The organism is Afipia sp. Root123D2, from assembly GCF_001425835.1.
GTDB lineage: Bacteria > Pseudomonadota > Alphaproteobacteria > Rhizobiales > Xanthobacteraceae > Afipia.
In genome coordinates this window covers 201,737-226,019 of the sequence record NZ_LMDP01000002.1, presented here as the reverse complement: position 1 = coordinate 226,019, position 24,283 = coordinate 201,737, and the positions used below count along the sequence as shown (strand labels likewise).

General features: G+C 59.1%; 23 protein-coding genes and 1 pseudogene. 19 read left to right on the top strand and 5 right to left on the bottom strand.

Translation table 11 applies throughout. The features are described from left to right. Positions 1-4 precede the first annotated feature (4 nt). Positions 5-730, top strand: coding sequence for a cytochrome c3 family protein (locus ASC80_RS10235; protein ID WP_056296378.1), 726 nt, complete (start codon positions 5-7; stop codon positions 728-730). Between the two features lie 299 nt (positions 731-1,029). Here ASC80_RS10235 and ASC80_RS10225 read toward each other — a convergent pair whose 3' ends face one another. The 3 genes from ASC80_RS10225 to ASC80_RS23680 all read right to left on the bottom strand — a co-directional run bounded on the left by ASC80_RS10225 (position 1,030) and on the right by ASC80_RS23680 (position 3,855). Next, a complete protein-coding gene (locus ASC80_RS10225; protein WP_056296372.1) occupies positions 1,030-2,544 on the bottom strand; it encodes a tripartite tricarboxylate transporter permease in 1,515 nt (504 codons plus the stop codon). A gap of 7 nt (positions 2,545-2,551) precedes the next feature. Continuing rightward, positions 2,552-3,046, bottom strand: a complete 495-nt coding sequence (locus ASC80_RS10220) for a tripartite tricarboxylate transporter TctB family protein (RefSeq protein ID WP_056296369.1) — start codon at positions 3,044-3,046, stop codon at positions 2,552-2,554. Positions 3,047-3,438: 392 nt separating this feature from the next. Continuing rightward, positions 3,439-3,855 carry a hypothetical protein gene (locus ASC80_RS23680; RefSeq protein ID WP_156464348.1) on the bottom strand — a complete coding sequence of 139 codons (417 nt, stop codon included), beginning with the start codon at positions 3,853-3,855 and terminating at the stop codon, positions 3,439-3,441. A 21-nt stretch (positions 3,856-3,876) separates the two neighbouring features. Between ASC80_RS23680 and ASC80_RS23675 the strand changes: the two genes are divergently transcribed. The 15 genes from ASC80_RS23675 (at position 3,877) to ASC80_RS10140 (ending at position 20,002) form a co-directional block, all read left to right on the top strand. Beyond that, positions 3,877-4,206 (top strand): hypothetical protein, encoded by a 330-nt coding sequence (locus tag ASC80_RS23675; protein ID WP_156464347.1) that lies wholly within the window; start codon positions 3,877-3,879, stop codon positions 4,204-4,206. Next, a complete protein-coding gene (locus tag ASC80_RS10210; RefSeq protein WP_056296365.1) occupies positions 4,197-4,466 on the top strand; it encodes a helix-turn-helix transcriptional regulator in 270 nt (89 codons plus the stop codon). Before ASC80_RS23675 ends, ASC80_RS10210 begins: the two co-directional genes overlap by 10 nt. A 378-nt stretch (positions 4,467-4,844) precedes the next feature. Continuing rightward, complete coding sequence (locus ASC80_RS10205) at positions 4,845-5,828, top strand: putative zinc-binding metallopeptidase (protein WP_244487244.1); 984 nt, start codon at positions 4,845-4,847, stop codon at positions 5,826-5,828. After that, on the top strand, positions 5,825-6,850 hold the full coding sequence (locus tag ASC80_RS10200; RefSeq protein ID WP_056296361.1) for a D-alanine--D-alanine ligase family protein: 1,026 nt from the start codon (positions 5,825-5,827) through the stop codon (positions 6,848-6,850). The genes ASC80_RS10205 and ASC80_RS10200 overlap by 4 nt, the downstream gene beginning before the upstream one ends. Before the next feature lie 301 nt (positions 6,851-7,151). After that, positions 7,152-7,361, top strand: coding sequence for a hypervirulence associated TUDOR domain-containing protein (locus ASC80_RS10190; protein ID WP_056296355.1), 210 nt, complete (start codon positions 7,152-7,154; stop codon positions 7,359-7,361). A gap of 615 nt (positions 7,362-7,976) precedes the next feature. After that, positions 7,977-9,332, top strand: coding sequence for a calcium-binding protein (locus ASC80_RS10185; protein WP_082512504.1), 1,356 nt, complete (start codon positions 7,977-7,979; stop codon positions 9,330-9,332). A 78-nt stretch (positions 9,333-9,410) separates the two neighbouring features. Continuing rightward, complete coding sequence (locus ASC80_RS10180; protein ID WP_156464345.1) at positions 9,411-11,186, top strand: type I secretion system permease/ATPase; 1,776 nt, start codon at positions 9,411-9,413, stop codon at positions 11,184-11,186. Further along, positions 11,186-12,550 (top strand): HlyD family type I secretion periplasmic adaptor subunit, encoded by a 1,365-nt coding sequence (locus ASC80_RS10175; protein WP_244487242.1) that lies wholly within the window; start codon positions 11,186-11,188, stop codon positions 12,548-12,550. The genes ASC80_RS10180 and ASC80_RS10175 overlap by 1 nt, the downstream gene beginning before the upstream one ends. A gap of 45 nt (positions 12,551-12,595) precedes the next feature. Next, positions 12,596-13,783 carry a helix-turn-helix transcriptional regulator gene (locus ASC80_RS10170; RefSeq protein ID WP_156464344.1) on the top strand — a complete coding sequence of 396 codons (1,188 nt, stop codon included), beginning with the start codon at positions 12,596-12,598 and terminating at the stop codon, positions 13,781-13,783. Between the two features lie 30 nt (positions 13,784-13,813). Then, positions 13,814-14,833 (top strand): M23 family metallopeptidase, encoded by a 1,020-nt coding sequence (locus ASC80_RS10165; protein ID WP_082512502.1) that lies wholly within the window; start codon positions 13,814-13,816, stop codon positions 14,831-14,833. Positions 14,834-15,350: 517 nt separating this feature from the next. Next, entirely contained in the window at positions 15,351-16,523 is a 1,173-nt protein-coding gene (locus ASC80_RS10160; RefSeq protein WP_056298658.1) for an ABC transporter substrate-binding protein, read from the top strand. A gap of 126 nt (positions 16,524-16,649) precedes the next feature. Then, complete coding sequence (locus ASC80_RS10155) at positions 16,650-17,543, top strand: branched-chain amino acid ABC transporter permease (protein WP_056296348.1); 894 nt, start codon at positions 16,650-16,652, stop codon at positions 17,541-17,543. Further along, the gene (locus tag ASC80_RS10150; protein WP_056298655.1) at positions 17,536-18,558 is read left to right on the top strand and encodes a branched-chain amino acid ABC transporter permease; all 1,023 of its coding nucleotides are present in this window, start codon (positions 17,536-17,538) and stop codon (positions 18,556-18,558) included. The genes ASC80_RS10155 and ASC80_RS10150 overlap by 8 nt, the downstream gene beginning before the upstream one ends. Further along, the gene (locus tag ASC80_RS10145; RefSeq protein ID WP_056296345.1) at positions 18,555-19,295 is read left to right on the top strand and encodes an ABC transporter ATP-binding protein; all 741 of its coding nucleotides are present in this window, start codon (positions 18,555-18,557) and stop codon (positions 19,293-19,295) included. Before ASC80_RS10150 ends, ASC80_RS10145 begins: the two co-directional genes overlap by 4 nt. Then, on the top strand, positions 19,295-20,002 hold the full coding sequence (locus ASC80_RS10140; protein WP_056298653.1) for an ABC transporter ATP-binding protein: 708 nt from the start codon (positions 19,295-19,297) through the stop codon (positions 20,000-20,002). The genes ASC80_RS10145 and ASC80_RS10140 overlap by 1 nt, the downstream gene beginning before the upstream one ends. Before the next feature lie 13 nt (positions 20,003-20,015). On the opposite strand, the gene ASC80_RS10135 is transcribed toward ASC80_RS10140, so the two are convergent. Both ASC80_RS10135 and ASC80_RS24380 read right to left on the bottom strand, forming a co-directional pair. After that, positions 20,016-20,726 carry a LysR family transcriptional regulator substrate-binding protein gene (locus tag ASC80_RS10135; RefSeq protein WP_244487284.1) on the bottom strand — a complete coding sequence of 237 codons (711 nt, stop codon included), beginning with the start codon at positions 20,724-20,726 and terminating at the stop codon, positions 20,016-20,018. Positions 20,727-20,813: 87 nt separating this feature from the next. Further along, positions 20,814-20,888: pseudogene (locus ASC80_RS24380) on the bottom strand (helix-turn-helix domain-containing protein); the annotation flags it as partial. 207 nt (positions 20,889-21,095) lie between these two features. On the opposite strand from ASC80_RS24380, the gene ASC80_RS10130 reads away from it, so the two are divergent. The 3 genes from ASC80_RS10130 (at position 21,096) to ASC80_RS10120 (ending at position 24,276) form a co-directional block, all read left to right on the top strand. Next, positions 21,096-21,713 (top strand): UbiX family flavin prenyltransferase, encoded by a 618-nt coding sequence (locus ASC80_RS10130; protein WP_056296339.1) that lies wholly within the window; start codon positions 21,096-21,098, stop codon positions 21,711-21,713. 37 nt (positions 21,714-21,750) lie between these two features. Further along, complete coding sequence (locus ASC80_RS10125; RefSeq protein ID WP_056296336.1) at positions 21,751-23,166, top strand: UbiD family decarboxylase; 1,416 nt, start codon at positions 21,751-21,753, stop codon at positions 23,164-23,166. A 69-nt stretch (positions 23,167-23,235) separates the two neighbouring features. After that, the gene (locus tag ASC80_RS10120; RefSeq protein ID WP_056296331.1) at positions 23,236-24,276 is read left to right on the top strand and encodes an ABC transporter substrate-binding protein; all 1,041 of its coding nucleotides are present in this window, start codon (positions 23,236-23,238) and stop codon (positions 24,274-24,276) included. Positions 24,277-24,283 lie beyond the last annotated feature (7 nt).

Here is a 24,283-nt window from a genome sequence, read left to right as displayed (position 1 = left end):
CGACATGGCAAAACTGAAAGCTCTGCTGCTTTGGTTCTGGCAGATGTTGCTATGGTTCTGGCGGATCGCGAGCCGGCCCAGCGTCTATTTCAGTCTCGGTTTTCTCACCCTCGGCGGCTTTGTGTGCGGCGTCATGTTCTGGGGCGCGTTCAATACCGCGCTGGAAATTACCAATACCGAAAAGTTCTGCACCTCATGCCATGAGATGCACGACAACGTGTATCAGGAACTGCAGCGCACCGTCCATTTCTCGAATCGCTCCGGCGTTCGCGCGACCTGTCCCGATTGCCACGTGCCGCACGACTGGACTGACAAGATCGCGCGCAAGATGCAGGCCTCGAAGGAGGTCTGGGGCAAGATATTCGGCACCATTTCGACGCGTCAGAAATTTCTCGATATGCGGATCAAACTTGCCAAGAACGAATGGGCTCGGCTCAAGGCCAACGATTCACTCGAATGCCGGAATTGCCATTCCGCCATCGCGATGGATTTCACCAAGCAGACGCGGCGAGCCGCGGAGATCCACACCCGCTATCTGGTGTCGGGCGAACGCACATGCATCGATTGTCACAAGGGTATAGCGCACGAACTGCCGGACATGACCGGAATCGAGCCGGGCTGGCGCGCGCCGCCGGAAATGCGCGACCGGCAAAGTTCCATTGAGCTTCAACGGCAATCATTGCTGCGTTTCCTTGCTTCAACCACCCCAGGTGCGCTTGCGGGTGAGTGAGGTCCGGGGAATAGGGCGGTAACCCGCGAACGTCTCGGGGGTGAGCCGATGATCGAACGCAAGGAGTGCTGGATTCACAGACTTGGTGTCCGATTGTTCCGGCATCGCATTTTGGATCGAACAATCGCTGTTGAAATATGATGCGCTGAATCGATTCATTGCCATGATCGTCGGCATGGGAGTCTTTTCAGGTCGATCAGCTCTTTGCGAGTTACGGACAGGAACGAAATTGCCTGTTCACTGGAAAATTCACTGCGCGGCATTAGCGATACCACGCAACGAATTCGGGGCTCATTCTGTCAGTTCTCTGATTCGACGAACACCTCGTCGCGCTTCCTGCGAAGTGACGGCAACACCGCGAGAACGAGGAGAAACGCGGCGACCGCCATCAACGTCGCGGACAGCGGACGCGTTACGAAGACAGACCAATCTCCGCGCGAGATCACCAAGGCGCGGCGGAGATTTTCCTCCATCAGCGGGCCGAGCACCATGCCGAGCAGCAGGGGGGCCGGCTCGAACTCGTGTTTCACCAGCCAGTAGCCGACGATGCCGAGAGCCGCCGTCAGAACCACGTCCGTCGGCGCGTTGTTCACCGAATAGATGCCGATAGCGCAGAAGACCACGATGCAGGGGAACAACAGCCGGTAAGGTACCCGCAAGAGCCGCCCCCAGATGCCGACCAGAGGCAGGTTGATGATGAGCAGCATCAGGTTGCCGATCCACATCGAGGCGATCATGCCCCAGACCAGATCGGGCTGCTTCTGCATCACCAGAGGTCCGGGTACGATGCCGTGAATAGTCATCGCGCCGACCATGAGTGCCATCACCGCGTTGGGTGGAATGCCAAGCGTGAGTAGCGGAATGAACGAGGTTTGCGCCGCTGCGTTGTTGGCACTCTCGGGAGCGGCGACACCCTGGATGGCACCGTGACCAAATCGCTCGGGATGCTTCGAGATCTTCTTCTCGAACGTGTAGGCTGCAAACGACGCAATCACCGCGCCGCCGCCGGGCAAAATTCCGAGAATCGATCCCAGCACCGTGCCGCGCAGGATGGCCGGCGTCGATTCCTTCAGATCCTTCTTTGTCGGCATCAGTCCGGAGATATGCTGTTTAACCAAATCGCGGTCCATCTGCGCACCGGAATCCAGATTGCGGATGATCTCCGCGAATCCGAACAGACCCATCGCCACCGCCGCAAAACTGAGACCGTCGGCGAGTTCGGGGATGTTGAACGACATGCGCGACGCGCCGGTCTCGATATCCATTCCGACCATCGACAGCAGCACGCCAAACGCGATCATCGCGATCGCCTTGAGCACCGATCCCTTCGCCAGCACAATCGCGAAGACAAGGCCGAGCACCATCAGCGAGAAATATTCCGCCGGTCCGAATGCCAGCGCGAGCTTGGTTAGCGGCGCGCCGAGCAAAGCAATCAAGACCGTTGCCACGCACCCTGCGAAGAACGAGCCGATGGCGGCGATCGCCAGCGCCGGGCCGGCGCGGCCCTGCTTGGCCATCTGGAAACCGTCGAGCGCTGTAACCACGGAACTGGCTTCGCCCGGGATGTTGACCAGGATCGAGGTGGTCGAGCCGCCGTACTGTGCGCCATAATAAATGCCCGCGAGCATGATGAGCGCAGCGGTGGGCGGCAACCCGAACGTGATCGGCAGCAGCATCGCCACCGTGGCGACGGTGCCAATGCCGGGCAGCACGCCGACCAGAGTGCCGACCAGCGCGCCGACCAGACAGAGCCCGAGATTGATGGGTGAGAACGCGACGCTGAAGCCGAGCGCAAGATTCGAGAAGATATCCATGACGCCCTCAGCGCAGAATAGATGGGAGAAGGTCGAGCGGCAACCCAAGCGCATACGAAAACAGGAACGCGCATCCCAGTGTCATGCAGGCACCGACGATGATGGTTTCCTTCCACCGCGTTTCATCCGATCCCATTGCTGCGATCAGGAAACTCGCGAATGCGCAGATGATCAGGCCGAGCGGGCGGATCGTCGCCGCGAACGACAGCACTGAGAGGCTGACAAAGAACGGTCCGCGAATGCCGTAGCGCTGCAACGGCGGACCTTCGACAAAAAATCCTGTCCCGGCGATACCCGCACCGAGTGCCAGAAGAAGAACGGCAAACATCCGCGGCGCGGTGCCGGGACCGAACGAAAACCCTCGCAGGCCTTGAAGGTCGCTCGATGCCCACAGGGCGAACAGCGCGACCGCCATCAACGCCATGCCGCCGTAAAAATCCTGCGGTCCCCTGATCAATCTTGGGGCGGATTTCTCCGCGGTACTGCTTGGCGTTTCCCTCATCGTCGTCCTCCCAAGTCACAAGGCTTTTGCCCTGTTAGTTCCGTGCCATGACCGCTGGAGCGCTAAACACAGCGGCGGCTCTCAAAGCCTAAACCAGCTTTTCAGCAAGAGATGGTTCTTGAGCGGTCGTTCAATCCTACCCTCTGGAAAATGAGAGATCTCGTTCCTCTTCGCTGAACAGATCCGCCGAAGTCATGTCCGTTTATGACCCTTAACGGATATTCGGAAGGTTAGCTCGTCGTCAGACGCCGGGGCAGGGCTTTTGAACGGTCAAATGCCTTCGACGAGAACGCGTTCCAGATCCGTCATTTGAGCGTAGCCGAATTATCGCATTCCAAGCGTATCGCAATTCTCCAAAGCCCATGCAAATAGTTCCCGTTGTCTATCCCTTTTTAGATCCGTAATGGATATTGCATCCGCAAACACTGGCGATTGGCCGGGGGGCGAGGTAATCTTTCCCAGTTCTGCTGGCGACGACGGCAACGGTCGACGGGCTTCAGCTTTACTTCCGCGATGACTGGCATCTCAAGGATGAGCGCGAGCGCGGCCTGCCTCTCATGCGCAAACGAGGTATTTTCACCGATCAGGACTTTGCCTCGCGCGAGGAAACACGGAAGTCCGACTATTACCGTGGATTTTTGGCAACCTTCGGTGCCAACTGGTCCGCTGGCGTTGGCATCAAGATTGCGGATGAAGAATGGGCGCTGATGCTCCAGCGCGGCGATCGGCTCGGTCCGTTTGAGTTCGCGGAGCAGAAGAAGTTGCTCCAGCTTTCCGGCCCCTTGCAGCAGGCCGCATTGATCGCTCATTCGCTGTCGTTCGGACGCGCCATGGGCGTCGCCGATGCCTTTGACATGATCGGACGCGCGGGCCTTCTGATTGACCGCTACGGCAGGGTGCTGCGCTGTAATCGCCATGCCGAGGGCTATATCGGCACGCATCTTCTGATCTCCCGTGGCGAAGTATCGTGCTTTTTGAGCCAGGAAACGAACGACCTGCGCAAGATGGTTCACGGTCTCTGTTTTGGCCTGGACCGCATATCCGCTGGTGTGCGCAGCGTGGTCATCGCCGGCAAGGGGCGTCGGCCGCTGCTGGTTCAGGGCGTCGCGCTCGAGAACGGTCCGGCGATTATTTCGCAGCGGCGCGGGCCTTGCTGCTGATCGTCGATCCGTTCCGCGAACAGGAATCGGTGCCGGTCGACGATATCCGTCGCGGGCTAGGGCTTACCAAGGCTGAGGCGGCATTGCTAGTGCTGCTCCATGCGGACGTCTCGCTGCCGCAGGCCGCCGAGCGACTCGGAGTTTCCTACGAAACCGCGCGGACCCAGTTGAAGAGTATCTTCAACCGCACCGGCACGCGGCGTCAGTCGGAAGCGCTGCAACTCGTCCACAATCTCACGGGCGGTCTGCGTCTCGGCTGAGGAACACATCCAAGATCATTTTGCGCCGCACACCGGATGGAGAGATTTCCCCATCACCCGCGACATTCGCCGTCGCGGCGGTGTGGTGGCGGATGGGTGAGGTAATTCGCTCGGCTGTCTCGGTCCCGAATATCTGTTCGAACAACTGACGGCGCCGCTTACCCAGGCGACGTCTGCTTTTGGCGAAAAGCGGACAGTATCAACATCGGCTCGGACCCGAAGCGAAAGTGCACGGCTGAAACAGCGGCACGTCTCGAAAACCCACATGGTTGTTGTGAGCGACATCCTGTGACACTATCCGAGCGTCGATGTTTCATGACCTTCAGATGCCCTATGTCACGCCGGATATTTCCCTGGGAGCAGCTATCGGACGAGGAGTTGCTTGCGCGCCGCCTCAGTAGTTTGAAGGTTGGAGTCAAAGGCACTTGGCTCGAGGATTGTCTCGCAACTCTGCATGAAGAGCTCGAAGAGCGAGGGATCCGGCTGCGGCCGCATGCATGGATCTCGAGCGAATGGTTCAGTCCGGCAAATTCGCCCGGCATCGCCATTCCTTTCTATCTCACTCATCCTCGCCTGATGAAGGTCGAGAAGAAAATGATGCTTGAGGTCGAGGGCGGCACCTGGTCCGAATGCATGGCAATCCTCCGTCATGAGGCTGGCCATACCGTTCAGCACGCCTACCAGCTACAACGCCGACGACGTTGGCAGCAGCTGTTCGGTCCCTCCTCGAAACGCTACCCGCGCTATTACCGACCCAATCCGGCCAGCCGGCAGTATGTCCAGCATCTTCGGCTCTGGTACGCGCAGAGCCATCCAGACGAGGACTTCGCCGAAACCTTCGCGGTGTGGCTGCGGCCGCGCTCGAACTGGCGGACCCGTTATGCCGGTTGGCCCGCGCTGAAAAAGCTCGAATATGTCGACGAGCTGATGGGCGAGATCGCCGGGAAACGGCCGCTGCTCACGACGCGGGAGCGTGTCGAGCCCTTGAATGAGCTTAGCCAGACGCTTGGCGAGCACTACCGGAAAAAACAGGCGTTCTATGCCTTCACGCCACCCAAGACGTACGACCGCGACCTCTCCCGGTTGTTTTCCGCCGACCCTCGGCACCACCGGGCGCAAGCGGCGTCGGGCTTCATCCGTCGGCACCGCGCCTATATCCGGCAGTTGGTCGCGCGGTGGACCGGCGAGAACCAACTCACGCTCGATGCCGTGTTGGATGACATGATCTCCCGCTGCCGCGAGCTCGATCTGCGTGCCGTCGGCTCCGAACGGAAGCTCGTGATGGATTTCACCGTGCTGTTGACGGCCAAGACGATGCATGCGCTGTTCGGTCCATCACGACGCAAATGGATCGCGCTATGAGGCGCCTGCGAATCCTCGTTCTCATGCATCCAGACTTCATGCCACCGGACTCCGCCGACGGGTACAGTGCGCAGGAGATCAATAAATGGAAAACGGAATACGATGTCGTAAGCACCTTGCGCGCGGCCGGCCACAACGTTCGTCCGCTCGGCGTGCAGGAGGAAATCAAGCCCATGCGCGACGAGATCGAAGGTTTCAAGCCGCATGTGGTGTTCACGCTACTGGAAGAATTTCACTATCAGACCGCGTATGACCAGCACATCGCAAGCTTTCTCGAATTGATGAAGGTCCCTTATACGGGTTGCAATCCGCGCGGCCTGGTGCTGGCACGTGGCAAGGATCTGTCGAAGACGCTGGTGCATCATCGCCGGATTGCGGTCCCGGCTTTTGCCGTGTTTCCGATGCACCGCAAGGTCAAGCGGCCGCCACGCCTCGCGCTGCCGCTGATCGTCAAGAGCCTAAACGAGGATGGATCACAAGGCATCTCCCAGGCTTCTATCGTGGATACAGACGAGAAGCTCGCCGAACGCGTCGCCTTCATTCATGAGCGGGTCGAAACTGCCGCCATCGCTGAGCAGTTCATCGAGGGACGTGAGCTGTATGTGGGCGTGCTCGGCAACGATCGGCTGAGGGCTCTGCCGGTGTGGGAATTGAAGTTCGGCACCATGGGCGGTGATCACATCGCCACCGAGAAGGTCAAGCACGATACCAGTTACCAGGAACGCGTCGGCATCGTCGACGGACCAGCGAAGGGTCTGGCGCCGGAAGTCTCCGCTCGCATTCAGCGAACAGCGAAACGCATCTACCGGACGCTGGGGCTCGATGGATACGCGCGCATCGACTTTCGCCTTTCGTCCGACGGGACGCCGTATTTCATTGAAGCAAATCCCAATCCCGAAATCGCGAAGAGCCAGGAATTCGCTACCGCGGCTCGGCATGGCGGTCTCGACTACCCGGATCTATTGCATCGTATTCTGGCTCTCGGAATCAGACGGGCGAAAGCGGGCGCATCCATAGGTTGAAAGACAAGGCTTGAGCGGAGTGGACTTCATCCTAGCCAGGAAAGTGCATGGAAGCCGCATGTCTCGACAAGGCAGTACGGCCGGATCGGGGATCGTTGGATGGCGAACTTCGGTCTTGATTCCAAGCTATGGGAGGCACGCATGAGACGAACGAAAACCGCGCAGATGCGGTGCTTCAGGACATCGGCGAAGGGGCTGTTGGTAAAGCGAGTCTCACCTCAATACTTCGGCACTTTGGTGTCGCGCCGATTGGTCGCGATGTCCTTCCAGGCGAGGTTCTGGAACAGCAGGAGCCTGTGACATGGCTAAGCGATTCAAAATCGGCGATCATGTAAGCTGGAATTCTGAGGCTGGCCGGGTGTCCGGGACTATCATCGCTATTCACACCAGGAATTTTGACTACAAGGGCTATACGCATCACGCCTCTCAGGATGATCCACAGTACGAAATCAAAAGCGACAAGACCGATCATGTCGCCGCCCACAAGGGCAGTGCCCTTCAACGCATCTGAGCAAGCCCGGCAACAGCGAAATCCCCTTCATTGCGATCGGTCATTCCAACCGGAGCTGGAGGATTTTGTCCGACGCCGGGCCCGTGCAAAGAGTTCGTCAGCGTTGACGCTGACGGCTCTCGGCAGGGTACGGACGAAATGTCCATCCCGGCAAAAGCGACTTTTGGCACTGACGATCGGCGATGTCGCGAATGACATGTTCTGAGCGATTTTTGTAACGTCCTTACACAAAGTATTGAAACGGACATTTGATTCGACTCCGCACCCAAGCGCGCGGTGAACAGGGACACGCTCGCCAAATCCTTGCTTTGCGTTGGCGCGCAAAATAAGGGAGTCGGGCGTCTTGGATGCCTGCATGGATAGTGACAGAGGACCGCGTTTCGCGAGTGGTGTAACTTGGGATTGCCCCGCGAAGGATCGCGGCAGCCGAGGGTGTATTGGTGCTTTCTTTTTGTCCCCAAATGGGGATTGCTGCCGTGCCCCCTCTCATTCACGCTCATGCCATCGAGCCTCATCGAATGTCGATGAACGCCGAGTCAAGTGAATCCACGGCGCGCGGGGGCGGGTCGGGAGTTGATCCGCTTTGCCTGCGTCGCATGAGAGGGAGCGGACACCATGGCACTCATCATCGGAACACCAAACGACGATACATTGCCCGGCACAGCATTGGACGACGAGATCTTCGGTCTCCCGGGAAACGACACGATCACAGGACTGGATGGAAACGACTCAGTCAGCGGTGGCGCTGGCGACGATTCGATCGATGGCGGCGCTGGCAACGACACGTTGAATGGTAATGCCGGCATCGACACTGTTCTAGGCGGCGACGGCGATGACACGGTCAACGGCGGCGCGGGCGGCGATAACCTGTCCGGCGACGCGGGCGCCGACACAATTCATGGCAACGCTGGCAACGACATTATTGACGGTGGCACGGACAACGATCAGCTGTTCGGCGATGCCGGCGATGACACCGTCCACGGCGGTGACGGCGACGATACCGTGAATGGCGGAGCCGGCGTTGACAGTCTTTGGGGCGATGCCGGGGACGACACCCTGAATGGCGCGGCGGGCAACGACGATTTGAACGGCGGCGATGGTAATGATACCGTCAATGGCGGCGTTGGCGACGACACGATGAACGGTGACGTCGGCGACGATACACTAAGCGGCGGTCTCGGCGACGACACGCTGAATGGCGGTGACGGCCTCGATACGCTGAATGGCGGTCTCGGCAACGACACCATGAGCGGCGGCGCGGATGATGACACGCTGAACGGCGGCGCCGGAAGCGACATCATGAACGGCGATGATGGCAACGACACCCTGAACGGCGGCGCGGATGCCGACGTTATGGATGGCGGCAATGGCGACGATGCCATGAACGGTGACGATGGTGATGACACCATAGCTGGCGGTGCTGGCGTTGATACGATGTCGGGCGGCGATGGGGACGACGACCTGAATGGCGGTACCGGCAACGACGCCATGAGCGGGGATGCCGGCGACGATACTCTTGAGGGAGGCGACGGCGTCGATGCCATCAATGGCGGTGAAGGTGCAGACACCCTGTCAGGCAGCGCCGGCAACGATACACTGAATGGCGACGACGGCGACGATGAGCTCAGCGGCGGCAACGGAGCTGACTCGCTCAGTGGCGGCCTTGGCAGCGATGTGCTGACCGGTGGCGCCGGCACCGATACTCATAATTTCGGTGACGATACCGCGACCAACTTCGGCGACGACGAGGTGACCGACCTCAGCTTCGCCGATGGCGATGTCGTTCACGTCGATGCTGAGCCGGGGTTTGACCCGACCACGGTCGTGGTTGACGACGATGGCACGAACACCGTGCTGGACTTTGGCTTTGGCACGATTCAACTCGACAACATCTCGGGCGGCGGAACGCCGTTCGAATCGATCCAGGATATCAATGACGCGGCGGGATACGACGTGATCGAGGTCGTATAGCGAGAGACCGCGGGGCGGCTGCGAAGCCGCCCCGCTTCTCTCGATCCGGAAGTTTAGTTCGTACCATGCCGATAAGTCATGTATCCGAATATCAGTCGTGTCGCCTCAGCGTCCAGTAAGAGATCGCTGCTTGGATTGATTCCGGGACGATCCACCTTTGTGTGGATCGTGGCCTTTAGCGTGTCCATGAATATCCTGCTTCTCGTCATACCTTTCTATTCCATCGAAATCTTCGATCGTGTTCTCAGCAGCGGCAGCGTTGAAACGCTGATCGGCCTCACGGGCATTGCCGTAATCGCACTTGCCTTCAGTGCGGCGTTCGACACGTTTCGCAGCCGGCTTCTCAGCCGTTTCGCGGTTGCGTTCGAGCGCTATGTCGCGCCTATTGTTCTTGAGAGCGTTATTGCGGACTCCTCCGGGCGAGGGGACAGCAGGGTGAATGACCTTGCGAAAGTCCGCGAACTGAGAAGTTTTCTGTCCGGTGGAACAGTGACAACTCTCATCGATGCGCCGTTCCTCCCGCTGTTCATTTTTATCCTGTTTTTCCTCCACCCCTGGTACGGCATCATCGCCTTGATCGGGACTACGATCCTGCTGGTGATGGGGTTCGTCAGCCGCAAGATTGCGCGGGCCGAGATCGCGCAAGCCACGGGCGCTGCGTCGCGCACGCAGGCCGCTCTGGATGGAATTGTCAGGCACGCTAGCCTTGTTCGGGCGATGGGATGGACACGCGGCGCGGTACGCGAGTTCATGCGCCTGAATGATCAAGCGCTGTCGCCGGTGGTGAGGGGAAGCGAGCGGGTTGCCGCGATTGCATCGGCCGCGCGATTGGTCAGGACGGTCCTTCAGATCGCGGCGATCGGGACTGGTGCATGGCTCGTCCTTCAGAACGAAGTTCTGTCCGGAAGCCTGATTGCAAGCTCGCTTCTCATCGCTCGCACGTTGCAGCCGATGGAAGGCCTGATCTCGGCATGGCGGGCGCTCACATCCGCTCACGAAGCCTGGATTCAGGTCTGCGCGGCGGCAGCGCCGGTCCTTGAGCGCACGCGTAAGACGGTGCTTCCTACTCCTTCAGGAGAACTGGAGGTTGCGCATCTGACGTATCGCACCGCTGCGGTGAAACGACCGATTCTTGCCGAAGTGACATTCCAATGCCGGCCAGGTGAAATCGTTGTCGTTATCGGGCCGACGGGGGCAGGAAAGTCTACGTTGCTCCGGTTGATCGCGGCGCTTGAGCGGCCCACCGGCGGCACCATCCGGCTCGATCGTGCCGCTCTTGAGAATTGGGATCCAGATCAGCTCGGCCAGTTTGTCGGTTATCTCCCGCAGGACGTGCAACTCCTGGGCGGAACTGTCGCCGAGGCCATCGCCGGCTTCGATGAGAACGCGCGCGACGAAGACATCATCGCCGCAGCGATGCTTGCACAAGCACATGAGATGATCCTGTCGTTGCCGCAAGGATATCAGACCGCGATCGGACGCGATGGCAACAAGCTGTCCGGCGGCCAACGCCAGCGGATCGGCCTGGCGCGGGCATTCTTTGGCGACCGTAAGTTGATCCTGCTCGATGAACCCAATGCCAATCTTGATCCGGAGGGCGAGGAAGCGCTGTGCGCCGCGGTCCAGCGAGCGCGCGAACGCGGTGCCGCGCTGGTGATCGTTACTCACCGTCCCCGCCTGCTCACCGTCGCGGACGCCGTCCTTCTTTTGAGAGACGGTCGGCAGTTCGCGTTCGGACCGCCTTCCGGTGTGCTGCCGCTCAGTGTGTCGGGAGCTACGCCGATACAGACTCCGCGTTCGCGGCCAGGTGAGGCGGCCTCTTTCAAGATTCCGGTAGTGGGGAGACGCGGTTGATGTCCAATGATCACAGCCGGGCCGTCGCTCTTTTGCAGCGGGATCATGCAGACCATCAATCGGTAGCGCTGGAACGGCCACGTTCCGATATGCGGCGTATCGTTGTGTGGGGATGCGTGCTGCTGGTGATGCAGTTCTGCGTCTTCGGCGTCTGGGCAACCGTCGTCCCCCTGCGCAGCGCCGTGATTGCCCCGGGGTTCATCAAGGTTCATTCCAAGCGCAAGGCCGTGCAACATCTCGAAGGCGGAATTATAAAATCGATTCTTGTAAGAGAGAATGATCAGGTCAAAGCGGGACAGCTTGTCGCGAAATTGGATACAACGCAGATTGACGCAACCCTCGGTTCACTGGAAACAAAACTTTTTGCCGATCTCGCGATGGAAGCACGGCTCGCTGCGGAACAAATTCGGGCCAAGACAATTTCGTTTCCCGATGAGTTGCTGAGAAATGCAACCAAATCGTCTGCCCGTATCGCCGTTCAAAGCCAGGAAGCCGAGTTTTCTGCCCGATTGAGTGCCATCGACGGGGAGCGCAAGGTGATAGACCAGCAGGTTCGACAACTGGGCGAAACCATTCGCGGGCTGGAGAGCAACACCAGTGGGCTGAACCAGCAACTTGCCTATCTCAAGGAAGAAATCGCCGACACAAACCTTCTTTTCGAGAAGGGGCTCGCCCGAAAGCCGCGATTACTCGCGCTGAAACGTACTGAAGCAGAAGCAAGCGCACAGGTTGCACGCAATGGTGCGTCCATCGCCGAGGCTCAGGGCAAGATTGCCGAACTCGAAAGCCGACGCAAACAACTCGATTTGAATCAAGGTCAGGACATTGCCAAGCAACGGCACATGATTAACGAGGAGATCGGCGATCTCAAACATCGAATTGTCGGCCTGCGTGATCAACTGACACGTTCCGAATTGCGCGCGCCTGAATCGGGGCGAGTGGTCGGATTGAATACCCGAGATCTGAACGCGGTCCTAGCGCCCCGGGAAACTCTTCTGGAAATCGTTCCCCTTGAGGACAAGCTTGTGATCGAGGCGACATTGCGGCCGACAGACCGGGAAGAGGTGTTTCTTGGACAGGCCGCTCGCGTCCGTGTTCATGCATTGAATACCCGCCGCAGGCCGATGCTCGAGGGCAAGATCGTCAACGTGGCGGCCGATGTGTTGACGGATCCGAAGTCCGGCGTCGTTTCCTACAAGACCGAAGTCGAACTCGAACCCAAGCCCGAAGCCAATGACTACTTATCTACGCTACTGCCCGGCATGCCCGTCGATGTTTTCGTCGAGACCGGGGAGAGAACCTTCGCGGAATATCTGCTGCAACCTATGATGTTGCGTATCCACCGCGCATTTAGAGAAAGTTGAGCGGCTGGTAATGAAGCCGGCTGCAGCCGATTGCGGGAGGCGTCAGTGTATGAGAATGGCAAGGTAGCATCCGGCTGGCAAAGCGGACGTTTCAATTTTGGTAAGCCCATGCAGCCGGTCGAGCGGCGTGCGATAAAGCTTAGTCCTGCAATCTCACAGGAGAGGACAGTCAGCCGCGCAGCGATGGAATATTTCGGGAGAGCTATCGCTGAGCTGCTTGATTGCAACAGCTGCTACGTTGCCACCATGTTTCCCAACGCAATTTCAGCGATTGAGGAGGTTCGGATTGGATATGCGACAGTCGATCCGTCATGCACCGCCACGATTGAGCGCATTGCCCGCAAGGGGGCGGAGGCCGACTGCACGCTGATCGATCCAATCAATGCGCGAACCAACTTCGTGCGGAAATTGTTTGGGCCGCAACCGGGAGGGAAGGGCCACTCGGTTATTGGACGGTTGTCGGCTGGAGGAGGGGCGACAGTCGTGTTTGTCGCTGGCTGGCGGGCCGCTGCACTCGTCAGCGCGGAGATTCCCTGTGTTGTCCGCGCCATCCGAATGATGTGGGAAACGGCGCAAGCGATCGTTCGTCCTCCTTCGCTGAGGTCAGATCTGCACACCTGGCTGGAGGATTTGATTTTTCCGGCCATCGTCGTGGATGACGAGCTGTTCATTCACGAAGTCAATGGCAGAGGGCGGGCGTTGCTTGCGAAAGGCGAGCTTCTCATGGTGGAGCGCGGAACGCTTTCCGGACTGAGCTCTTCGGTGACGGACAGTCTGAAGAGATCGGTTTCCGAGATGCTGATGTCGCAGGGCAATCAAGGCTGGCTGAATACGCCGGTGCCCCTGTCCATTGACCATCAGCAGTTTGCCTTTGCCAGAGTCGGCGCTGTGCCGGGCGAGGCCGACCGAATGCTGGTGATCGTTCCGCAGTTCGATGAGGTTTCCGGCGCGCGCAGGATTGCGTCGGCATTTGGCCTCACCTGGGCTGAAGAGCGGATCATCGCCCGGATTCTCCACGGCCATTGTCCGCGCCGCATCGGAGCTGAGTTGCGTTTGACGGAAGCAACAGTGAGGACCTACACCAAGCGCATTATGCTTAAACTGGGAATCAATCGGCAGTCGGAGTTCTTTCTGTTGTACCATCTGACGTTGTCGCCGTTCGGTGCAAAGGCGCGGGAACGGGTCGGAATGCAACCGGCGTCCGCTATACCCCTGAACGGCAGAACGCATTGAGCTCCCGATATTAACCGGCGCGACAAGTCTATGAGCAAATTAGGACCGATAGCCGCGGCGATTTCAGGCGCGGGTCGCTGGATTGCGATTACGGGTGGCGCGACGCTCGGAGTGGCCGCTGGTGCGACTGCCAGCACTATCGAGCTTCAACTCCCAGTTGCTTGCGAGGTCGGGCGTACCTGCTTCATTCAGAACTATGTCGATGCCGATCCTTCGCCGGCGGCGAAGGATTACACGTGCGGCACGCTGACCTATGAGGGCCATGACGGAACAGACTTCCGCATACCCTCGCGTGGCCAATCGAATGTCAAGGTTTTGGCCGCTGCGCCCGGAACAATCACTCGCATTCGCGACGGTGTCTCCGACGGTAATTTTCACGAATCGGGACGCAATGCCGTACAGGGCGTCGAGTGTGGCAACGGCATCATCATCACGCACGCGGATCAGTGGGAGACTCAATATTGTCATCTGGCCAAGGGAAGCGTGCAGGTGAAACCCGGTGATCAGGTTCAGGCTGGTGATGAACTCGGGCAAATCGGCCTCTCCGGGTTGACGGAGTTTCCTCATCTCCATTTGACCGTCCGGCATCACGGAAAGGTTGTCGATCCCTTCGCATATGAGGCGGCATCCGGTTGTGGCAGCGGAAAGCAGCTCTGGACGTCAGCGCTTCATTCGCAACTTGCCTATCGGGAGCGCGCCGTTCTGAACGCTGGATTTACAAGTCGGCCGGTGACGATGGATTTTATTGAACGAGATGGAGGCGACGGCGGGCAACTCACCGTGAATTCGCTGGCTCTTGTCGCCTTTATACGCGCGATAGGCCTTAAGGCAGGGGACACACAATGGTTAGCCCTGAGAGATTCTAACGAGCGGATTATTGCCGAGAATCGCGTAACACTTGAGCGAGATAAGGCTCAAACCATGCTGTTCGCGGGCAGGAAAAAGCCTAAGGGCGGATGGGACAAAGGATCGTACACCGCGACGTTCATCGTCGAACGCGATGCTCATGTGGTTCTGAAAACGAGATTCACATTGGTGCTTTCGGATTGAAGTAAATTCCCCTCAGTCCTCGCCCCTGCTTTCAGAGTTTCGTTTGTTGCAGCACGGACGACAAGATCGCCATAGTGGTGGCCGTCAGCGTACTAAGTACGGGTGCGGGAAAGCCACGACAAAGCCGCTGCGACAGAATTGCACATCGCACGGGCTCGCAGCGACCATCCTGGGAGCGCCCGGCCTCATGATCTTGCGACGCAATATACTTAATGAGACGGATTGGTAAGTTGTAAGAACCGGTGGCATCGCCGCCGTGACCGGCATCCGACAAATACCTCGTCAACGCGTCGACAAGAACGCGTTCATTGTGAGGAATGGGACAGGCCGGCTTAGCGCAAGCATTTTCGATCGTAAGTGATCTCCGTCAGGAGTCCTGACACTTCGCGCGCGCACCGCCCTTTGTGTTCTTTCATCAATGATGCTCGATCAGACGGATTCGCTCCATGCGAGCGCTCCTCCGAACGAGAGGTCGATATTGCGCACGGGAAACATTTGCCTCGAGGAGTTGAACGCCATGATCCGGATGACCATTGCATTGGCGAGTCTGCTCGCCACCACCGCGCTCACCCTGCCGGCCCACGCGGCCGATCCAATCAAGATCGGAGTCGTGACGCCACTGTCGGGTACATACGCCCCAATTGGGCAGCAGGTGCGCTGGGGTCTCGAACTCGCCACCAAGGAGGTCAATGCTGCTGGCGGCATCATGGGCCGTCAGATCGAATTGATTTTTGAGGATGAAGAAGCGAACCCGTCCGTCGCCGTACAGAAGGCGGAAAAGCTGTTTGAAGTGCAGAAGGTCGATTTTCTCACGGGGACCGTGAACTCCGGATCGACCCTCGCGGTCGGGCAGACCGCTGAACGCGCCGGCAAGCTGATCGCCACGACAGTGTCCTTCGCGGACTCGATCACCGGTGATAAATGCTCGCCCAATGTCTTTCGCGTTAATGCGCGCGCGGGTCAGCAATCGACCGCGCTGGCTGCATGGGTCGCCAAGCAGAAACCAAAGGCCAAGGTTTTCTTCCTCGGTCCCGATTATGAAATGGGTCGCTCGACGGTCGCGACTTTCAAGAAAACAATTGAGGGCCTCGGAGCCGTCTCGACCGGCGAAGTGTTTGCGCCGCTTGATAGCAAGGACTACACCCAATATTTCGGCCAGCTTCGCCAAGCCAAGCCTGAGGTCCTTTATACCTCGGTCGCGGGCAACGATACGGTTCGTCTGCTGACGCAGATGCAGGACTTCGGATTGCTCGGGAAGCTGCTGGTGGTCGGTGCATCGGGCACGGTGACGTCGCAGAACATCAAGGCCATCGGTGCCGCCGCGAACGGCTTCGGTACCGGCGTGGGCTATTCGACGCAGATCGATAATCCAGAGAACAAGAAGTTTGTCGCTGCCTTCAAGGCAGCCAACAAGGCTGACCCCGATCTCTACGGCTCCGACAGCTACGGATTGATTTATTTCTACAAGGCTGCGGTAGAGAAGGCGAAGTCGACCGAAACCGACAAGGTAAGGGCGGCGATGGCTGGCCTGGAATGGGAAACGCCGCAGGGTAAGAAAACCATGCGCGCCGGCGATCATCAGGCGATCCAGCCGATGTACGTCGTGCAGGTCGATGGCGGTCAGTTCAAGATTGTCGGAAATGTCAGCGGCGAGGACGCGATCGGCCCTGACGATTGCACGCGGTTCTGACGGCAGCGTCGCTACGTGACCGCAAGTATGAATACGTGTGCCACGACAAACGATGTCGCAGCACTCGCATTCGCGGGGGCCGGGCGACAACGGATATAAAGTCAATTTAACTACAACGGATTCCGGATGACCGGTGTTTTTGAGTATATCCAGTTTGTACTCGCGCCGCAGATGATCACCGGTCTGGCGCTCGGCGTCGCCGTCGTGCTCGTCGCGCTGGGGCTGACCATTATTTTCGGACTTCTCGACGTCATCAACATGGCGCACGGCGAATTCTATGCCGTGGGCGCGTATCTTGGTCTGGCCCTTGGGGCGGCCGGCATCAGCTTCTGGCTGCTTCTGATCATTGTGCCGCTGATCATGATTCCGATCGGCTTCGTTGTCGAACGCGGGCTCATTCAGCGGGTGTTCAACATGCCGAACAGGCATGTCACGACGCTGCTTTTGACCTTCGGTCTCGGCCTCGTCCTCGAGGAAGGGCTGAAGGTGGTGTTCGGCTCTAACACGCAGCGGCCGCCGACGCCTATTCCGGGCGCCATTGAGCTGATGGGCGTAATTCTGCCGACCTATCGGCTATTCCTGATTGTCATCGGTTTCGTCATCATCGTTGCCGTTGCCATCGGCATCAACAAAACGCGGCTCGGCGCACTGGTGCGGGCGGCGGCGTTCGACCGCAACATGGCCGCGTCGCTCGGTGTTCCCGTTGAGCGCGTGTTCGCGGGGACCTTTGCGTTCGGGGTGGCGCTCGCGGGATTGGCCGGCGTCCTGCTTGCCCCGATCTATTCGATCTTCCCGACCATGGGGCGGGATTTCATTTTTCTGGCATTTACAGTGGTGATCGTCGGCGGCATGGGATCGATTCCGGGTGCTGTCGTTGCCGGTCTCCTGATTACCCAGATCCAGGCCTTGTCCAGCCTGATCGTATCGCCGGTCTGGAGCGATCCGATCGTCTTCAGCATCATGGTTCTGGTTCTCGTCATCAGGCCGCAGGGACTGTTTGGGCGGCTCGGCCATGCATGAGGCCGTCACCATTGTCCGACCGGTCTCTGTCGTGGATCGTCTTGGTCTCGCCATGCGCGCGAGCCATGTTCTTGTCGCGGTCTTCGTCGTTGCCGGACTGATCTTCGCTGCGGCAGGCACGACGCTGGGCGATACGTTCTTCCTGAGGCTTGCGACCGAGGCGTTGATCTTCGCCGGCCTCGCGCTCTCCGTCGATATTCTGCTGGGCTACACCGGGTTGCTGTCGCTCGGGCAGGCGCTTTATTTCGGTCTTGGTGCTTATGTGTCCGCCGTTGTCCTCAAGCAGGTGCCGTCGTTCTGGCTGGCGATGGCCGCGGCGCTGGCAGCATCTGTTGTTATCGGAATTGCCGCCGGTCTGATCGCGAACCGCGTGCGCGGCGTCTATTTTGCGCTGGTTACTTTCGGTCTTGCGCAGGTTGCCGCGAAAGCAATCTATAATACCCGCGCGCTCGGTGCGTCGGACGGGCTGATCGGTGTGCCAATCGTGCCGGTGAATCTGGGCGTGACGACCGTGATGTCGAATGCGCCGGCCGCTTTCTTCATTTTTACGCTCGGCTTTATCGTGGTGCTTTACGCGATCAGCGCCTACCTCCTTGATGCCCCGTTCGGGCGCATCCTGCTGGCGCTTCGTGCCAACGAGCGGCGGGTGCCGTTTCTGGGCTATTCAACACGCAACGCGCGGCTTGCCGCCTATGTGCTATCCGCGGTCGTTGCTGCGCTGTCCGGAGCTCTTTACCCAATGCTGCGCGGGTTCGTCTCGCCGGAGTTGCTGTTCTTCTCGACATCGGGCAATGCTGTGATCACTGTCGTGACCGGGGGAGTGGGAACGCTTGCCGGTGCCTTGTACGGCAGCGTCATTCTGACAGTTCTCAAATCGGTCATCGGCTCGATGACCGAGCATCATCTCATTGTCATTGGCCTGCTGTTCATGGCGACCGTGATTTTCCTGCCGAAGGGCCTGATCGGGGTTGTCAGGCCGTGGATCGAGCGGCGGTTGGGTGGAGGACCGCAATGAGCGCGGTGCTCGAAATTCACGATCTCGCGGTCGCATTCGGCGGCATTCGCGCGGTCGATGGCGTTTCGTTCGTTGCCGAGCAGAACGCGATCACAACCGTGATCGGCCCCAACGGCGCCGGCAAGTCAACTTTGTTCAATCTGATCAGCGGCCTGATACGGCCTCATGCTGGCCGCGTAGTTCTGCGCGGCATCGATCGGACCGGGTCTCCGCCACATCTGATGCAACGCGCCGGCCTCGGCCGTTCGTTCCAGATCACCAATCTGTTCTTCGATCTGACGGTTTTCGAGAATCTGAGGCTGGCTGCACAGCGGCTGGAAGCGTCAGGCCGTCTTTTTCTGCCGGTGGGCAAGAGCAGCATAGCTTTGGACCGCGTAGCCGGGTTGATCGCGCGGTTCGAACTGGAGAGAAAAGTTGGCGAATTGGCCGGGGCATTGTCGCACGGCGAGCAGCGGCGGCTTGAAATCGCAGTTGCACTGGCGGCCGAACCGTCGATCCTGCTTCTCGACGAGCCGACCCAGGGCATGAGTTATGCGGATACGGCTGACACAGCGAAATTGATCCGCGATCTGGCCCGCGATGTGACGATCCTGCTGATCGAGCACGATATCGGGCTGGTGATGGATATTTCCAACCACATTGTCGTCATGCATCAGGGAAGGAAGCTGGCGGAGGGTGTTCCGTCCGTCGTTCGCGCAGACCCCGCGGTCAAAGCCGCTTACTTCGGGCACGCATGATGCTGAAGATCGACAATCTTCACGTTCACTATGGTCTATCCCACATCATCCAGGGGATCAGCCTCGAGGCGCGGCCCGGCGAAGTGGTCGGCATTTTCGGTCGCAATGGCGTCGGCAAGACCACGCTGATGAAAGCCGTCGCCGGCTGGGTGAAGCCGACCGATGGCGACATTATTCTCGATGAAACGCGTCTCGCGGGACTAGCGCCCGATCGCATCTGCCGCCACGGAGTCGGGTTCGTGCCTGAGGACAGACGCATTTTCCCGGGCTTGAGCGTCGAAGAAAATCTTCAGTTAGGCCTGATGCAGCGTGCCGGTCGATCGCGTAGTGAGGAAAAGAGCGAGATCGATCGCATCTATCAGCGGATGCCGCGCCTTGCGGAACGTCGCCGGCAGGCCGGCACCACGCTCTCAGGTGGCGAACAGCAGATGCTGGCCATGGCCCGCGTCATGGTGGGGCGCCCGCGACTCGCTCTGATCGACGAGCCGAGCGAAGGGCTGGCGCCAATGATCGTTGCCGACATCTTCGCCATCATCGAGGAGATGAAAGCGGCCGGGACCATCGTCCTACTCGTTGAACAGAATGTCGGCGGGGCGCTTGCCCTCGCGGATCGCTTCTACGCCATCGAACGCGGCACCGTTGTCGTAAGCGGTCATGCCGGGAACGATGCTGACAAGGCGCGGCTGATGGAGGCGATCGCTGTCTAGAATCGCCTCAATCCTAGCGGCCGCTGGCGAAGCGTGCTGCGGATTTGGCCGCGGTCCGAAGGTCTTCGGAGATCACGTCGATGACCGCCGACATTGCTGCCGACACGATGCGGCGTGGATGCGTCACCCACGTGACTGTGCGCGCAATCGCAGGCTTGCGCAGCCGATGGACCTCAAGTTTTCCGGTCGCGAGCGCATCGTGCACAGCGATTCCCGGCAGCACTGTCACCATATCGGTCGCGGCAACCACTTCGCAGATAGCCGACAGGGTGTCGATTTCCAGGCGCGGCTTGAGGCTGAAGCCGGATTCGGCCGCGACGGAATCGAGAATGCGGCGCAGGCCGTGGCGACGGGACGGAACAACGACATCGAGCTTCTCAAGTTGACCATAAGCGACAGTCTTGGGCAGCTTGACGGTGCGATTCGGGCTGCGAACCAGAATCATTTCTTCGTTAAGTATGTGATGCGACGTCAGCAGGGTTTTGCCGGGCGGCTTGTTGACGATCGCGATGTCGAGTTGTCCCGCGACAACCCATTCCATCAGAGTTTCCGTATATCCCTCGCAGACCAGAAGCTGGATTTCGGGATACTTGGCGGCGATTCTGGCCGTCGACGCCGCCAGCGTGCTCTGCGCCGCCGATGTGATCATGCCAATGCTGACGCGGCCCGAAACCTTGCCATCGAGCCGAGCCATTTCGTCGCGCGCGTGATCGACATTCTGCATGATCGAGCCTGCGAGCGTCGCAAGGGTTTCTCCCGCCGGCGTCAGCGACATCCCATGCGCAGCCCGGTAGAAAAGCTGCTTGCCGACCGATCGTTCGAGTTTTGCGATCTGCATGCTGAGCGCCGGCTGCACGATGTTGAGCTGCCGTGCGGCGCGCGTCATGTTTCCTTCTTCGGCGAGGCAAAGAAAATACTGAATTTGTCTGAGGTCCATCGCAGGGCTCCCGGCAAGCAGCGCGACTGGCTTTCTATCATCATTCTAAATGATCGAGATAATCAAAATCAATTATTTGTAATGATTAAGGAGGCTGCGTACCGTTCAGCTTACGCACATATAGGCGCTGCAGTCGGGAACCTCACGGTGACATTCATGATGGATATGGCGCGGCGGCGTCTCATCGTCGGAATTTCAGGCGCGTCGGGAGTTGTCTACGGCGTGCGCCTGCTGCAGTTGCTTCGCAATGCGGGAGTCGAAACTCATCTCGTGATGTCCAAAGCCGCGGAATTGACGTTGGCTTACGAAACCGATCTGAAGATCGGTGACGTGAAGGCGCTGGCACATGCCACGCATTCGATTGATGACATGGCGGCATCAATCTCGAGCGGCTCGTTCCGGACAACGGGCATGATTGTGGCGCCGTGCTCGATGCGTTCGATGTCAGAAATTGCATCCGGTGTCACCACGACGCTTCTGACCCGCGCAGCGGACGTGACGCTGAAGGACTGCCGGCGTCTGGTCCTGATGGTCCGCGAAACCCCACTTCACACCGGACATCTCCGCACCATGACGGCGCTGTCGGAGATGGGAGCCATTATCGCTCCGCCGGTACCTGCGTTTTACGCCAAGCCCGGCAGTCTTGACGACATGGTCGACCATACGGTCGGGCGCGCGCTCGATCTGTTCGATATCGATGTCGGCATTGTGCGGCGATGGGGCGAAACGCCGGAACTGAAGCGTAGGCCTTCGAAACGCGAAAACGTTTCCTGATTTACCGATTCCAGATTGAAACGTGACAGAGGACGGAATGACGAAAAGTAGCGCCCATGCAATAGCGGGTCATAACGCGGCTCCCGATCTGCGAAGCTGGCTGCAGCGGCTGTCGACAACCGATCGCCTTGCGGTGGCAAGGGGAGGCGTGTCGCTGATTGATGAACTGGCCGCGATTTCCAAGCGCCTGGAGCTGGATCGCGCCGTTCTTTTCCCATCGCCCGGCCAGCATTCGATTCCGGTGGTTGCCAACATCTTCGCCGACCGGAGCTGGGTAGCGGATTCTCTTGGCGTTTCGACCGACCAGTTATTGCCGCGATTTCAAGAGGCGGTCCGCAATCCGCTGCCATGGATCGAGGTGAAGGATGCAGTTGTACAGGAGGTGATTCACCGCGAGGTCGATCTCCTCAAGCAGCTGCCGATTCCGAAGCACAATGAGCATGACAGCGGGCCATATATTACGGCGGCGCTTTTGATTGCACGCAATCCGGAGACTGGCGCTCAAAACGTATCGATCCACCGTTGTCAGGTCAGCGGCCCGGACCGTATCGGCGTGCTGCTGCTGCCGCGCCATACCCATCATTATTTCAGGATGGCCGAGCAGGCGGGGCAGGCGCTGGAGATCGCGCTGGTGATCGGCGTTCATCCAGCGTGCATTCTGGCATCGCAGGCGATCGCCGCGATCGACGAAGACGAAATGGAAATTGCTGGCGCGCTGCTTGGCCATCCGATCGAGATGGTGAAGTGCAAGACCAATCAGGTCCGGGTCCCGGCTCATGCGGAAATCGTGATCGAGGGCCGGATTCTGCCGAAGGTGCGCGAGCCGGAAGGACCGTTTGGAGAATTCCCTCAGTATTATGGACCTCGCGCCGATCGCGAGGTGATTCAAGTCGATGCCATCACGCACCGCAAGAATCCGATTTTCCATACCATTGTCGGCGGCGGCATGGAGCATCTGGTGCTTGGCGAAATTCCGCGCGAGGCAACGTTGCTTGAGCATCTTCAACGCAGCTTCGGCTGTATCCGCGACGTTCGTCTGACGCGCGGTGGCACGTGCCGGTATCACCTCGTGGTTAAAATCGACAAAACCAACAACGGCGAACCCAAGAATATTATCATGTGCGCGTTCGGGGGGCACTACGACGTCAAGCAGGTCGTAATCGTCGATATGGATGTCGACATCGACGATCCGAATGAGGTCGAGTGGGCTATCGCAACGCGCTTCCAGGCAGACCGCGATCTCGTCGTAGTGTCTGGCGCGCAAGGGTCGAAGCTCGATCCATCAAGCGATCAGGGCATCAGCGCGAAGATGGGAATCAACGCCACCAAGCCGGTGGAAGCCGAGACAATGGTATTCAAGCGCATCCATGTTGCTGGCGAAGAAGCCGTCGATCTGTCCCGCGTGCTGCAGGAAGACCCCAAGTCCGCGTTCGCGCGCATTCTCACAGGATGACCGGTCGCTAAGGAAGTCCGTCGAACAGCTCAACACAGACAGGAACGTCTGGAACTCAGGGAGACAGAAATGAACAAGCGAGAATTTCTACTGGCCGCGGTCGGCTCGTGCGCGATTCTGGTGTCCGCCGGAGCTGCGAGGAGCGCAGACAGCGTCGATACGGTCAAGGTCGGAATCAACAAGGTCATCAGTGACGTTGTGTTTCACATCGCGCAGGAGCGCGGATTGTTCGCTGAGCAGAAACTGAAAGTCGAGCTGATCGCATTCGATTCCGGGCCCCGTATGATTGCGCCGCTCGGTGCAGGGCAAATCGATATCGGGGCGGGGGCATCTTCTGCCGGCCTTTTCAACTCCGTCTCGCGCGGCATTGGCGTGAAGATCGTTGCCGACAAGGGCTCGACACCCGCGGGTTACGACTACATGCCGCTGATCATCCGCAAGGATCTCTATGATTCCGGCAAAGTCAAAAAACTATCCGACCTCAAGGGCCTGAAGCTTGCCGCGGCAGGGCCTGGCTCGGCGACCAATGCCAAGCTCAGTCTGGCGCTGGAGCAGGGCGGATTGACCGACAAGGACATCGATCAGGTCAACATGAGCTACCCGCAGCAGGTGGCGGCGCTATCATCAAAGGCAATTGACGGGTCCATCACCACAGAACCATCCACCAGCCGGGCGATCAAGGACGGCTATGCAGTCCGGCTGTCGGACGACACCCTGTATCCCGGTCAGCAAGTCGCGGTGCTGCTGTATGGCAATGACATGCTGACAAAACGGCGTGATGTCGGTCAGCGTTTCATGAACGCCTACATCAAGGCCGCCCGCATCTACAACGATGCGACCAAAGGCGGTCATTTCACGGGAACAGGCGCCGACGATGTCATCACGCTCATCATGAAGACGACCGGTCTGAAGGATCGCAATATCTTCACGGCCATGATTCCGAATGGCATCTCGCCGGATGGGGCTGTCAACATGAAGAGCCTCGGCGACGATCTGAAATACTTCGTTGAACAGGGCCAGATCGAAAAGCCCGTTGCCGTCAACGATGTGGTCGACACGTCGTTCGCCGAGGCCGCCGTCAAGAAACTGGGTCCCTATAAGCCCCATTAAGAAGACG